Annotated in this window: 9 protein-coding genes and 1 pseudogene; 5 read left to right on the forward strand and 5 right to left on the reverse strand. The window is 65.0% G+C overall.

The features are described from left to right. Positions 1-7 precede the first annotated feature (7 nt). Positions 8-628, forward strand: coding sequence for a flavin reductase family protein (locus EC86_RS0117005; RefSeq protein WP_029526984.1), 621 nt, complete (start codon positions 8-10; stop codon positions 626-628). Positions 629-942: 314 nt separating this feature from the next. Here EC86_RS0117005 and EC86_RS0117010 read toward each other — a convergent pair whose 3' ends face one another. Beyond that, positions 943-2,208, reverse strand: coding sequence for an MFS transporter (locus tag EC86_RS0117010; protein ID WP_029526985.1), 1,266 nt, complete (start codon positions 2,206-2,208; stop codon positions 943-945). A gap of 404 nt (positions 2,209-2,612) precedes the next feature. Between EC86_RS0117010 and EC86_RS0117015 the strand changes: the two genes are divergently transcribed. The 3 genes and pseudogenes from EC86_RS0117015 (at position 2,613) to EC86_RS27140 (ending at position 8,144) form a co-directional block, all read left to right on the forward strand. Then, positions 2,613-3,665 carry a hypothetical protein gene (locus EC86_RS0117015; protein WP_198026810.1) on the forward strand — a complete coding sequence of 351 codons (1,053 nt, stop codon included), beginning with the start codon at positions 2,613-2,615 and terminating at the stop codon, positions 3,663-3,665. Positions 3,666-3,673: 8 nt separating this feature from the next. Further along, positions 3,674-6,943, forward strand: coding sequence for an IPT/TIG domain-containing protein (locus tag EC86_RS27135; protein WP_156955345.1), 3,270 nt, complete (start codon positions 3,674-3,676; stop codon positions 6,941-6,943). A gap of 156 nt (positions 6,944-7,099) precedes the next feature. After that, positions 7,100-8,144 (forward strand): annotated as a pseudogene (locus tag EC86_RS27140) (IS701 family transposase). Between the two features lie 146 nt (positions 8,145-8,290). Here EC86_RS27140 and EC86_RS27145 read toward each other — a convergent pair. From EC86_RS27145 to EC86_RS0117055, 4 genes are all read right to left on the reverse strand, one after another. After that, on the reverse strand, positions 8,291-10,435 hold the full coding sequence (locus tag EC86_RS27145; RefSeq protein WP_051676021.1) for a hybrid sensor histidine kinase/response regulator: 2,145 nt from the start codon (positions 10,433-10,435) through the stop codon (positions 8,291-8,293). 229 nt (positions 10,436-10,664) lie between these two features. Beyond that, positions 10,665-11,861, reverse strand: coding sequence for an NnrS family protein (locus EC86_RS0117045; RefSeq protein WP_029526992.1), 1,197 nt, complete (start codon positions 11,859-11,861; stop codon positions 10,665-10,667). 57 nt (positions 11,862-11,918) lie between these two features. After that, positions 11,919-12,206, reverse strand: coding sequence for a DUF2249 domain-containing protein (locus tag EC86_RS0117050; protein WP_029526993.1), 288 nt, complete (start codon positions 12,204-12,206; stop codon positions 11,919-11,921). A gap of 429 nt (positions 12,207-12,635) precedes the next feature. Next, complete coding sequence (locus EC86_RS0117055; RefSeq protein WP_029526994.1) at positions 12,636-13,112, reverse strand: FKBP-type peptidyl-prolyl cis-trans isomerase; 477 nt, start codon at positions 13,110-13,112, stop codon at positions 12,636-12,638. 189 nt (positions 13,113-13,301) lie between these two features. On the opposite strand from EC86_RS0117055, the gene ypfH reads away from it, so the two are divergent. After that, entirely contained in the window at positions 13,302-13,943 is a 642-nt protein-coding gene (ypfH, locus tag EC86_RS0117060) for an esterase (protein WP_029526996.1), read from the forward strand. The last annotated feature ends 245 nt before the right edge of the window (positions 13,944-14,188 follow it).

Raw genomic sequence — 14,188 nt, forward strand, 5'->3', positions numbered from 1 at the left:
ACTTTCCTTGCTTGATGCCATCCACTTCTACGAACCGCGCAGCGGCCACCGCCTGCCGCATGACCCGTTCAACGCCATCGTCGGGCCGCGCCCCATCGGCTGGATTTCATCGCGCAGCCCGGCCGGCAGCCTGAACCTGGCGCCCTACAGCTTTTTCAACGCCTTCAACTACACGCCGCCCATCGTCGGCTTTGCCAGCGTCGGCTACAAGGACACGGTGCGCAACATCGAGCAGACCGGCGAATTTGCCTGGAACCTGGCAACGCGACCGCTGGCCGAGGCCATGAACCAGACCTGCGCGGCCGTGCCGCCTGAGGTCAGCGAGTTTGAACTGGCGGGCTTGACGCCAGCGCCGTCGCGGGTGATTTCGGTGCCGCGCGTGCAGGAAAGCCCGGTGTCGTTCGAATGCCGCACCACGCAGATCGTCCAGCTCCAGGGTGCCGATGGCGTGAAAGTGCCGACCTGGCTGGTGCTGGGCGAAGTGGTGGCGGTACACATCGCCGAGCGCCTGCTCAAGAACGGCGTGTACGACACGGCCGGCGCCGAACACATACTGCGCGGCGGCGGGCCGGGCGACTATTTCAGCGTCGGCCCCGGGCAGCTGTTCAAGATGTACCGGCCGGCTTGAGGCCGAGACACCGGCCCGCCCGCCGGTTTCTCGTAACGACTCTGCTTTTTCGACTCGAAGCATCCCCCTCTCTTTTGTCATTGCGGGCTTGACCCGCAATCCATGCGTGCGCAGTCAGACGCGTGGCGAACTCCAACCGCTGCCTGGCTGCTGTTTGGTTGGTGCGCTGTGGATTGCCGGTCCCCGGATCAGGTCCGGGGCAGGCTCAGCCCGCAATGACAGAGGGGGAGAAGTCGTCACGATTTATAAATAAAAAACGGCGTTTTCGCATGTCCAGCGGGCGGATGCAGCTATAAAAATAATAGTGACAATGTTCACATCGCAGCGCGGCGCACCGGCCCCGGCAACACGGTAAAGGCCAGCGCGCCGGCCGCCAGCAGCGCGGCAATGCTCGCCAGCACGGCGGTGAAGGGCTCGATGCCCCGCGCCGACGCCATGGCCGCAACGATGCCGGTCAGCCACTGCATGCCGGCCACGCCCAGGAACATCGCCATGGTGAACACCGCCATGGCGCGGCCGGTGAGTTCGGCCGGGTAGGCGGAGCGCACGTCGGCGTACTGCAGCACCATGTAGCCCGACAGCAGGCCGATGACGATGGGGCCGCCCACGTCCACCCACGCGCTGTGCATCAGCGCAAAGGCCGCGAACAGTCCGGCCATCAACAGCGTGAAGCCGACGATCCAGCGCCGCCGGTGCTTTGGACCCGGGTCCAGCCGGCCAAACAGCGGCGGGCCGATCAGCGAGGTCAGCGACATCACCAGCGCCACGTTGCCCGCCTGCACCAGCGAAAAGCCGTGGCGCTGCATCAGCATCGGCCCCAGCCACAGGCCGCGCAGCGAGATGAAGGACGCATAGCCCACGGCGGCCAGCAGCACGATGCCCAGCGTGTGCGGCAGCAAAAACAGCGCGCCAAACTTGCCAATCGCCTGGCCCAGCGTTTCCCGGGCTTGCGCGCCCCGGGCCTGTGCCATGGCTGCGGGCAGCGCCGGCTCGTGTACCAGCGCATAGATCAGGCCCCAGGCCAGCACGGCGAAAGCGCCCAGCACCCAAAAGCCCATGCGCCACGACGTGGCCTCGATCAGCCAGGCCAGCGGCGTGCCGGTCAGCAGCATGCCGATGCCGCCCAGGCCCAGCGTGAGCCCGGAAATCGCCGCGAACCGGTCGGCGGGCAGGTGCCGCGCAATGAACACGGTACACACCAGGAAGGCCGGCGCGCAGCCGATGCCGATCAGCACCTGGCCGGCGACCAGCATCGGATAGGACGTGGCCAGCGCCGACAGGGCCGAGCCGGCAATCGCCACCGGAAACGCCGTCAGCACCGTGCGCCGCACGCCCTGCAGGTCGATGCCGATGCCCATGAACAGCTGCATCGCGCCAAAGGCAAAGTGAAAGGCGCCGGCAAACAGCCCCAGCGCCTGCGCGCCGAGGTGAAAGTCGGCCTGCAGCGGCGCGGCCATGAGGGTGGCGACGGTGCGGTAGGCCTGGCTGAGCGCAAAGGCGGTGGTCAGCGCGAACAGCATGGCCCAGACGGGGCGCTGCGATAGGGCGATGGGTGGGGCAGGTGGCGGCGGGTGGTGCATGGCGGTGTGGGGTTGAGGTTACACCGGCTGCTGCGCCGGGCGCGTTGATCGCTGGCGGCATCAGGCTGCCCGAAACAGATTCCAAAAACGAGCTTCCCCGGGCAATGGCTACTTTCAGGGTTTTGCCATGGAAAGGTACTGGGCATTATTTGAGCAAACGGCCAGATGTATCCAGGTATAAAAATGGCTAGTTATCGTTTGGACCCAAGCGCATGCAATGGATTGCTAATTAATATGGATCCGGCACTGTGCGGGAAATACCCACCAGCAGCATGTCATTGAATTCAACGTTTGCCGAAAGGTCCGCCATGGTCAACTTGATTCAGGCCTGCTGCCCTGCAAAGGGCGCGGCGCGGTTTGCTGGCAGGGGGGGGTGCCGCTGGGCACTGGCCATGGCGATAGGCATGACCGCAGGGCTGCATTTGACAGCCCTGCAGGCACAGACAAGGCTGGCCTATACCGCTGTTGAATTTGCCACGCTGGACAATCCCGGCGCCACCACGGTGATCCGCAGCATGAATTCCGCCAACGAAGTGGCGGGCGGGTTTAAGCGGGACCGGCGAAGGGCATCGTCGGCGCTGATTTTCTCTGCGAACAATGTGGTCGAGGATGCCGCCGGCGAACAGGGCGCAGGCAACAGCGTCACCTACGGCATCAACGACCAGGGCGAGGTGGCCGGCGCCTTCAACACCAACGTGGGGCTTCGCCCCTTCCGTGCGGTGCGCAGGGCCGGATTTCAGGAACTTGCGCTGCCCGAGGGCAGCAACGGCGGCGTCGCCTATTCGCTCAATGATCTGGGCGAGGCCGCCGGCTATGCCAGCGGGTCGGCCGGCATCCGGCCCGTGTGGTGGACCCGGCGCGGCGAGGTCCAGCTGCTGCAGACGACAGGCAACCAGACCGCCCGGGCGCTCGACCTGAACGACCGGGGCGACGTGGTCGGCGTGTACGGCAACGATGTCAAGACCGCGGTGATCTGGCCGCGCAAGGGCGGCGTCGTCAGCCTGGCCACGCTGGCGGGCTTCACGCACAGCGAGGCGGTCAGCGTCGCTGAAAACGGCACCGTCGCCGGCGTGGCCACGGGCGTCAGCCAATTTCCGAACCGTTCCCGGGCCGTGCTCTGGCCGGCGGGCGCTCAAGCCGTCCAGGACCTGGGCACACTGGCGGGCGGCACCGACAGCCGCGCGCGCGATGTCAACAACCGGGGCGAGGTGGTGGGCACCTCGTCGAGCGCCGAAGGCGAGCGCGCCTTTGTCTGGACTGCGGCCAGCGGCATGCAGGACCTGAACACGCTCGTGTCGGTTCCCGGACTGGTGATGACCGACGCGCTGGCCATCAACAAAAAAGGTGACATTGTCGTCATGGGCCATGCCGGGCAATCGGACCAGCCTGGGCAATCCCGTGAGCATGTGGATCACCATGTGGCACGGCGTATCTTTGTCCTGCGTCCCTTGCAGTGAGGCTGACCATGAAACATCGCACCGGCTGGACAAGGCAACTGTTCCTCTGCATGGCATTTGCGCTGGGCGCGCTGGCCTCGCCATGGCTCGCGGCGCAAACGCCGCAGGCCAACGGGCAATGGGCCAACGGGCCGAACCTGCCTTACTTTCCCACGCACATCCACCTGCTGCCCAATTCAAACGTGATGCTCTGGCCGGGCGACGGGGTCAGCGGCGACGACCCCCGCGTCTGGAACCCCGCATCCGGCAGCGTGACCACCCTGAGCCGGGCGGGGTTCGATCCATTTTGCAGCGCGCACACCTTTTTGCCCGACGGGCGGCTGTTCGTGGCCGGCGGCCACATCGACAACTGGGTCGGACTGCCCGAAGCGGCCATCTACAACCCGGCCAACAACACCTGGACGCGGCAGGCGCGAATGAACCTGGGCCGGTGGTATCCCACCGTCACCGGGCTGGCCAACGGCGATGTGCTGGTCGTCTCCGGCGCGGTGGACACGCCCAATGGCACCAACCCCCTGCCGCAGGTATGGCAGGCGGCCAGCGGAACCTGGCGCGACCTGACCTCGGCCGAGTTGATGCTGCCCATCTATCCCTACATGTTCCTGGCCCCGAACGGCTCGGTGTTCAATGCCGGGCCAGAGGTTTTTACCCGCTACCTGAACACGGCAGGCACCGGGACCTGGACCGGCGTTGGCAACCGCACCTTCAATGGCGTGCGTGACTACGGCAGCGCCGTGATGTATGAACCCGGAAAAATCCTGACCGTGGGCGGCGGCGACCCGCCGACCAATACCGCTGAAGTGATCGACCTGAACACGCCCAACCCGACGTGGCGCGCCGTGGGCTCCATGAGCGCAGCGCGCCGTTCGCTGAACGCGGTCATGCTGCCCGATGGAAAGGTGCTGGCGGTCGGCGGTACCCGGGGGCCGGGGTTCAACAACGCCAGTGCGGGCATGCCGGTGCTCACGGCAGAGCTGTGGAATCCCGCCACCGAGTCCTGGAGCGTCATGGCCGCCGGCTCGGTGCCCCGGCTGTACCATTCGACAGCGCTGCTGCTGCCCGATGCCCGCGTGCTGTCTGCCGGCGGCAACGGCTATACCCAGACTGAAATTTTCTCGCCGCCCTATCTGTTCGCCGGTGCCCGGCCTTCCATCTCGTCGGCCCCGGCGACGGCGGCCAAGGGGCAAAGCATTTTCGTGGGAACGCCTGACGCCGCCAGCATCACGGAGGTTAGCTGGGTGGCGTTGCCGTCGGTGACGCACACGAACAATATGCACCAGGGGTTTTTTCGCTCGACCAGCGTGACGCAGGCTGGCGGCGGCATCAACATCGTCGCGCCCAACGACCCGACCGTCCCCGCAGGGTTTTACATGCTATTCCTGTTGCGCAACGGCGTTCCGTCCACGTCCCGGATGATCCAGCTCGGTCCCCAGTCCGGCAACCCGGCGCCTTCCGTGGCATCCATCGCGCCAGCCAATGCGGCGGCGGGCGGGACTGCTTTTTCGCTGTCGGTCAACGGCGCCAATTTCGTCAATGCTTCCCGGGTGCGCTGGAACGGCGCAGACCGCCCCACGACCTTCGTGAGCGCAACCCAACTGACGGCTGCCATCACGGCCGCCGACATTGCTGCCGCCGGCACGGCGCAGGTGTCGGTGTCCAACCCGGCGCCCGGCGTGGGCACGTCCCAGTCGCTGGCCTTTGCCATTAACGCATCGCCGCCGCCGCCGTCGAACAACCCGGTTCCGGCGCTGGCTTCGCTGGCGCCGGCCGGCGCGTCAGCGGGCAGCGGGGGCCTGAGCTTGACCGTCAACGGCTCGAACTTCGTGGCCGGCTCGGTCGTGCGCTGGAACGGCGCCAATCGCACCACGACGTTTGTCAGCGCCACGCGGCTGACGGCGGCTATTGCGGCCTCGGATACGGCCACGGCGGGCACCGCGCAGGTCAGCGTGTTCAACCCGACGCCCGGCGGGGGCGTCTCGGCGGCGCAGCCGTTCGCGGTCACCGCCGTACCGCCGGCCGGGCAGAACCTGACGGCGCTGGGCACGCCGATTGCCAGGGTCACGGCGCCCCAGGGCGGGGGCTCGCGCAGCCTGCAGACCATCCGCGACGGCGTGACGCCGCCCGTGGGCAGCACCACCGGCTGGGGCAGCCAGTACGACACGTACGACGGGACCAACACGGCGCCTGACGACTGGATCGGCTACCAGTACACCTCGGCGCAAAGCTTTGGCCGCATGGTGTTCCAGGAAGGCATGCATTTTGACGATGGCGGCTGGTTCACCAGTTTGACGGTGCAGGTGCGCCAGGCGGGCACCTGGGTCAACGTGTCAGGCCTGAGCGTGGCGCCGGCCTATCCGGGGACCAACAACGGCATCAACTTCGAGACCTACACCCTGCAGTTCGCGCCCATCAGCGGCGACGCCATCCGGCTGTACGGCGTGCCCGGAGGCGGTTCCGCCTTCATCTCGGTGGCCGAGCTGCAGGTGTTTGGCGGGGGCGCCACTACCCCGGCCAACCCGGTTCCGGCATTGGCTTCGCTGGCGCCGGCCAGTGCGGCAGCAGGCGGCGCGGGCTTTGCCTTGACCGTCGACGGTTCGAACTTCGTGGCCGGCTCGGTCGTGCGCTGGAACGGCGCCAATCGCACCACGACGTTTGTCAGCGCCACGCGGCTGACGGCGGCTATTGCGGCCTCGGATACGGCCACGGCGGGCACCGCGCAGGTCAGCGTGTTCAACCCGACGCCCGGCGGGGGCGTCTCGGCGGCGCAGCCGTTCGCGGTCACCGCCGTACCGCCGGCCGGGCAGAACCTGACGGCGCTGGGCACGCCGATTGCCAGGGTCACGGCGCCCCAGGGCGGGGGCTCGCGCAGCCTGCAGACCATCCGCGACGGCGTGACGCCGCCCGTGGGCAGCACCACCGGCTGGGGCAGCCAGTACGACACGTACGACGGGCCCAACACGGCGCCTGACGACTGGATCGGCTACCAGTACACCTCGGCGCAAAGCTTTGGCCGCATGGTGTTCCAGGAAGGCATGCATTTTGGCGATGGCGGCTGGTTCACCAGTTTGACGGTGCAGGTACGCCAGGCGGGCACCTGGGTCAACGTGTCAGGCCTGAGCGTGGCGCCGGCCTACCCGGGGACCAACAACGGCATCAACTTCGAGACCTACACCCTGCAGTTCGCGCCCATCAGCGGCGACGCCATCCGGCTGTACGGCGTGCCCGGGGGCGGTTCCGCCTTCATCTCGGTGGCCGAGCTGCTGGTGTTTGGGCCTTGATCGATGCACGGCCCAGACAAGCGCTTGTCATTGCCGCCTTCGCGAAAATGACGGCTTTCATGCCTGCATGACGTGTGTATCTTAGGACTTACGCATTGATGAGCGCGGCTAATTCTGTTAGCGGGAGGGTTGACTTGTGGTCAAACTCAAGGGCTGATGAGAATACTGACCCGCCCGCCGACAGCCAAATGCACCTTGCCGATGTACATGGGATTTTTGATGAGCGAACCCAAATCAAGCACCTGCACGCGGCTGTCGCAAGTCATGGGCATCTCACATGACAGCGTGAACCGGTTTTTGCTGCGTGAATCGTACGAGCCCAGAGACCTGTTCAACGAGGCGCAAAAGCTGCTCGACGTGGTGGGCGGCACGCTCAATGTGGACGACACGACGCTGGACAAGCCGTACAGCCAGAAGATGGAGTTGGTGGCGCATTTTTGGTCGGGCAAGCACCACCGGGTGGTCAAAGGCTTGAGTCTGGTGACGCTGTGTTACACCGATGTCACAGGCCGCCGCCTGCCGGTGAACTACCGGGTGTATGACAAGGGCGACGGCAAAACCAAGAACGACTACTTCCAGGACATGCTCGCCGAAGTATTGGCGTGGGGACTGCGACCGGCTTTTGCCACCGGTGATTCTTGGTATTCGTGCGAGAAAAACCTCAAGACTGTAAAAAACCACCGGATGGGTTTGATGTTTGCAGTGGCAAGCCAACCGCACCGTGTCAGTGGAAAAAGGCACGTGGGTGCAGGTGCAAAAACTCGATGTTCCCGATGAAGGTCTGGTGGTGTGGCTGCGCAATGTCGGGCCGGTCAAACTGTTTCGGACGCGACTGAAAGACCAGTTGCGCCATTACGTGGTTTGCCTGCTAGACGCCGATGGCTACAACCCCTTCGGGCGTGCGGACTTCCAAAAGCTGCACGACCAGCACTGGGGAATTGAACAACATCACCGCATGCTTAAGCAAGCTTGCAATATTGAGCGCTTCGAGGTGCGCGGCAAAGTGCCCATACTGAACCCTATTTTTGCGGCGCTCAGCAGGTTCGTCGCGCTACAAGAAATGCAGTTCAGGCACACCATCGGCAATGCCTACCAATGGAAGCGCGAATTGTTTACCGACATCGTCGCCGCTTTTGTCAAAGGGTTCATTCCTGGCAAGGAACATCTCAATCCACAATTTCGTGCGGCTGTCAATGCGTAAGTCCTATTTGGCATAAAAACAGGCATTTGCGCTTGCTGGACCGGCGCAAGCAGCTATTGAAAACAGAGCAATGTCTGACTGTTCGCGGGTCAGACAAGCATTCGACCCACTGACGGATACCCTGGCAACACGGTCGGGCCTGCGCTTCAGGACGCCTTGCGGCCCGCCGCCGTGTGCTCGGCCATCGTCTTGCGAAAGACCCGCACCAGCGTCTCGGAAACATAAGGTTTTTGAATCAGTTCAAAGCCGTGCCTGCCGCGCTCGGCCATGACCTCGTTGTAGCCGCTGGCCAGCACCACCGGCAGGCCCGGGTAGCGCTTGCGCACCAGTTCGCCAAATTCAATCCCGCTCATGCCCGGCATGATCACGTCGGAAAACACCAGGTCAAAGCGGCTGGCGTCCTCGGCCAGCAGTTCCAGCGCGGCCGCTGCGTTGTCCGCCAAGGTGGTGGGGTAGTCCAAGATACCGAGAATCTCGCACGTCATCTGCGCCAGTATCTTGTTGTCCTCGACGACCAGCACGCGCAGGCCATGGGCTTCATCGCCGGGTTCCGAAAGGCCCGCCACGGCTTCTGGCGTGGTCGCGTGCTCGGCGCGTGCCAGGAAAAGGGTAAAAACAGAGCCGACGCCCACTTCGCTCTGGACCTTGACCTCGCCGCCTGACTGCTTGGCAAAGCCAAACACCTGGCTCAGGCCCAGGCCCGTGCCCTTGCCCACTTCCTTGGTGGTGTAGAAGGGCTCGAAAATCGCCTCCAGGTTTTCAGCCGCAATGCCGCAGCCCGTGTCGGTCACTGAAATGGCCACGAAATCGCCTGACCGCCGGTCACGGCCAGGGCCTGCCGGCACGTGATCGACCGCCTGCACCTTGATGCCGAGCCGGCCTTTGGCGTTCATGGCGTCGCGCGCGTTGACGGCCAGGTTCATCAGCGCGGTTTCAAACTGGTTGATGTCCGCCTTGGCGAAGCAACTGTCTTGTGCGCCACAAGGCTCCAGATAAATCCGTACCTGCGTGCCCATCAGCGGGCGCACCAGATCAATCACGCCGCGCACCTGCTCATCCACTTGGAAAACCTCGGGGCTCAAGGGCTGTTGCCGGGCAAAAGCCAGCAGCTGGCTGGTGAGCTTGGCGGCCCGCCCGACGGTGTCAAAAATCCGGTCCAGGCACAGGCCACGCCGCTCCAGCTGGAGTTTGTCACTGCGCAACAACTCGACCGAGGCGCTGATGACCGCCAGAAGGTTGTTGAAATCATGCGCCACGCCGCCGGTGAGCTGACCCAGTGCTTCGAGCTTTTGCGACTGCCGCAGCGCATGCTCGGTGCGCAGCAGCTCGGTGGTTCGCTGGTCGAGCGCTACCTGCGCCGCCTCGACTTCCTTGCGCGCCGTGTTGTCGGTGCCAATCAGCAGGTAGCCGATGATGGCTTCGTGCGCATCGCGCAGCGCCGTGACCGAGACAATGGCCGGAAAGCGGCTGCCGTCCTTGCGGATGTAGGTCAGCTCGTAGATGTCCTCGATGCCGCGCGAGGCCTTGAAGACCAGCGCCTCGAAACCCGGCGTGATGGGCGTGCCGAGTTCAACGCTCAGCGCTTCGGCACGAACGATGACTTCCTGCGGGTCGGAAATGTCGGCCGGCGTGATTTTGTTCAACACGTCGGCGGCCGCATAGCCCAGCATGCGCTCGGCGCCGACGTTGAAAATCTGGATCACGCCTTTTTCGTCGGTGGCAATGCTGGAGAAGTTGGCGCTGTTGAAAATGGCGTTCTGCAGGGCGCCGGCTTCCAGCAGCGCTTCTTCGGCCTGCTTGCGCGCCGTGTTGTCGGTGCCGATCAGCAGGTAGCCGATGATCACCGCCTGGTCGTCGCGCAGCGCCGTCACCGACACCACGGCCGGAAAACGGCTGCCGTCCTTGCGGATGTAGGTCAGCTCGTAGATGTCCTCGATGCCGCGCGAGGCCTTGAAGACCAAGGCTTCAAAGCCGGGCGTGATCGGGGTATCGAACTCCAGGCTCAAGGTGACGGCCCGGGCCACCAGTTCTTTCGAGTCCGAAATATCGGCCGGGGTAACCTGGTTGACGACATCGCCAGCCGCGTACCCGAGCATGCGCTCGGCGCCGACGTTGAAAATCTGGACCACGCCTTTTTCGTCGGTGGCGATACTGGAAAAGTTGGCGCTGTTGAAAATCGCGTCCTGCAGGGCGCCCGCCTTGAGCAGTGTTTCCTGCTGCCGGACATCGTTGAAGCTTTCAAGCGCTCCCTGTTGACCACGAGCGTTGTAAAGATTACCGATTCGCGCCATAAGTTCTTTCGTTCCAGTTATCACCATTGACAAGCTGTATGGAGAAAAGAAGGGCTCCAATGCGGCAGCGTAACACGCTGCAACTTCAGCAAGTTTTATGAAAGGTTGTGATCGAAAGAGGGTGATCGGAGTGGATTGCCCGGCATTGCTGAGTGCCAGAAAAAGGCAGGGGGCAGGCGATGAGTGCAGGCGCCGCGCCCTGCCTGCCGCTACGCACGGCGAAATTCGTTTAACCCGGCTTGCCATCCACCCGCGCCCGCGTCAGCACCGGCCAGTACGTCACCGCGTACAGCGCAAAGCCGGCAGACCACAGCGCCGCCGACCACAGCACCGCGTTGACAATCTGTGCCGGCGCGACGAGCGGGACAGCCACGCGGATCAGCGCAGCGGCCAGCACCAGCAGGTAACACGCCACGTCGGCGCGGCTGGCTTTGAGCAGCCGGCCGGTGTGGCCAAGCGCGGTGCGCGTCATCATGCCGATGATCAGCCCGCCGATGGCGCCGACCGTCAGCGCATGGATGGCAATGGACGGCGACACCAGGCCCATTTCGCCCAGGCCGCGCAGCGCCAGATGCACCGGAATCCAGAAATACGCCACATGCAGCACCCAGACCAGCGGCGTGCGCGCGGTTTTCCAGGGCTGCCACAGCGCCCAGCGCGCCAGGTGCGCGCTGGCGCACACGCTGGCCAGCAGCGCCAGCGGTGCGCCGTGCAGCGGCAGCACATCGGCCAGCAGCAAGGCCAGGGTCGATGCCAGCGCGGCCTTTTCCAGCCATGGGCGCTTGGTGGCGCTGGCGCCGGCAATGCTGTTGGTGAACATCGGAATCACGCGCCCGCCCATCACCGCCATGATGAACAGCACCACGTCGAGCGCCACCTGGATGCCGATCCAGCCGGGCAACTGCGTCACGCCGAGCTGCGCCAGGTGAATGCCCAGCACGGCGGCGGCCATCAGCACCAGCAGGCCGATGAAAAAGTAGTTGCGCTGGTTGCGCGCGGCAATGAAGGGAATCGCCAGCCCGATGGCCGCCGCGAGCGGAAACGCCACATTGACCACGGCGGCGGCCCAGCCGTAGGGCGTGAGCACCAGCACCCGCCCGGCCACCCAGAGCGCGGCCAGCGCCATCAGCGCCCCGCCGGTCGGCGTCGGCCGGCCTGACCAGTTGCGCCCGGCGGTGAACAGAAAACCGACGACGACGGCCAGCGTGAAGCCGAACAGCATCTCGTGCGCATGCCACATCGGCCCGGCCAGGTAGGGCTGGCCCAGCCAGCCGGCGAACTGCAGCGCCCACAGGCCGATCGACAGCGCGGCAAACACGCTGGCGAGCAGGTAGAAGGGGCGAAAGCCGAGCTGCCAAAGGGCAAAGCCGGGCGGCGACGCGGCCGGCACGGCCGACGCTTGCTTGATCTGCAGGAGTTGTGACATCAGGAAGTCTTTCAAGAGGGCGCCAGGCCAGCATCTGCTACCTGGGCGGGAAGCCGCTCAGGCGCCGCCGCATCCGCCGCAGCAGCCGCCGTTGCCGTGGCCGGATTTCACCCGGGTGAGGGAAGCGCGCCAGACGGCCGGACCCTGTTCCAGCCAGGCCCAGGAAAATTTGCCGGGCAGGCTCGATTCGAACTCGAGCTTCAGCGCCTTCAGGTCCTGGCCATGGACCAGTTCCATGCTTTCGCCGCCGTCGAGCAAATGAAAGGCAGCAGACGCCACCGGATAGCGGTCATGCGGCGCCAGCTTGCGGACATCGACGGGGATGGAGGAGGCGCAGACGGTCATGGAAACTCCGATGAAAATGACGGTTCAGGAACCGGATTGAAAGATGCATTAATAATACATCTATTAGGCCGACAGGGATATGGCTTTGTGTTGCCAATGCACAGAATGTGTTGTCAGGGAAACGGGAATTGCAAAAGTGCCGGTTTCAAATGGCTGTCATTGCGGGCAGAGCCTGCCCCGGACTTGATCCGGGGACCCGCAATCCATGGCTCCGAATTCATGGATACCGGGTCAAGCCCGGCATGACATGGGTACATCGGAAGTTGCCGTTTCTCTCAGCGCGAAATCAGCCCGGTGTGCCAAGCCGCAAGGCCCAGCGCTGGCCGGTGGTCTGCCCATCAGTCAGGGCCGCGGAACCGGCTTCGCCGGGCCGCAGGCGCAGCGGCCCCCTCGGGGGGCAGCGACCCGCGCAGCGGCGGAGCGTGGGGGCTAGTGATGATGGCCGTGTTCGCCGTGGACATGCTGGTGCGCGATTTCCTCGTCGGACGCCAGGCGCACGTCGGTGACCTTCAGCGTGAAGCGCAGCGCCTTGCCGGCCAGCGGATGGTTGGCGTCCAGGATCACCGTGTCGCCCTTGATCTTGGCGACGTTGAAGACCTGCCTGCGGCCGTCGCTGCCCTGGCCTTCGAGCTGTCCGCCGACCTTCACGCCGGGCGGAAACTGGCTGCGCGGAATGGTGCGCACCAGGTCTTCGTCGCGCAGGCCGAAGGCGTCTTCGGCGGCAAGCGCCAGCGTGGTCTGGTAGCCGGCTTCGCGGCCGTCTAGCGCTTCCTCGATCTTCGGCAGGGTGTTGCCGTAGCCGCCGTGCAGGTAGACCATCGGCTCCTTGTTTTCCTCGATCAGCTTGCCCTGGGCGTCGGCGACCTTGAAGCGCAGGGTGACGGCGGTGTTCTTTTCAATTTTCATGGCGGTGTTGCTTTCTGCAGTGGGCTGGACGCCGGAGCGCGCGCAGCTGGTGTGTGGGGGTGAATGATCTTAGCAACGATGGCGCGCAGGCAGCGGCATCGCGCAGGCATCCGGGAAAACGGACTACAAGGCGCCAGCGTGGCCGGCGCCATAGTCAAAGCCCTGACCTTTACTTCCTGCCCATTGCCCATGCCCACCCTGCCGACGCCTTCGCCCGCTGTTGCATCGATTGAACTGCTGTCCGGCGCGCAAAGCCCCCGCCCGCTGTTCGTGCTGCTGCACGACGCCGGCGGCACGGCGCTGGACATGCTGGAACTGGGCAACCGGCTGGGCGATGCGTTTGCCGAGGCAGCGGTGCTGATTCCCGAAGGACTGACCTTGCCGGCGGCCGATGCGCCGGTCAGCGCCGATACGCTGGCGCAGGCCGTCAGGGCGCTGGCCGATTTCCTGCGCGCGCAGCAGCAGCGTTTCAATGTGCTGCAGTCCGACACCGCGCTGCTCGGCTTTGGTGCGGGCGCCAGCCTGGCGCTGGCCCTGAGCGACGTGCACGACGGCCTGGCCGGCCGGGTGCTGTCCTTTGGCGGCTGCTACGCCGCCTGGCCGGCCAGGGCGCCGGCGCTCACCACGCTGCATTTCCTGCACGGGCACAAGGACGCGGTCGTGCCGGTGGCCCGCGTCCGCCATGACTTTGCGCGCCTGATGGAGCTTGGCGCCGACGCCACGCTCGATGTCGCCAGCAGTCTGGCGCACGAACTGCATCCGGCGCTGATGGACCAAGCGGTCACGCGGCTGCAGACCTGCGTGCCGCTGCGCTTCTGGAAGGCGCTGTAGTTTGCATGGCGCGCATCGGCCGCGCTGTTTTTTTAGAGAAAAAAGAGCGTTTTCCACAATACGGGCATGTGCAATCAGCTACTAAATTAATAGCGTCCAGCTGTGCGCCTAGTGTCGCGTCAGGCGCAAAGTGTCGGGAGATCGCGTCGCCAGCGGCGTGCAGCGCAAGGCGCAGTCCGCAGCCAGGGCTGAAGCCCTGGCAAGGGTTGCAACGAGGCGATGGCCAGCGAGAACCGGCAGTTTGC

The organism is Polaromonas glacialis (assembly GCF_000709345.1).
Taxonomy (GTDB): Bacteria; Pseudomonadota; Gammaproteobacteria; order Burkholderiales; family Burkholderiaceae_C; genus Polaromonas; species Polaromonas glacialis.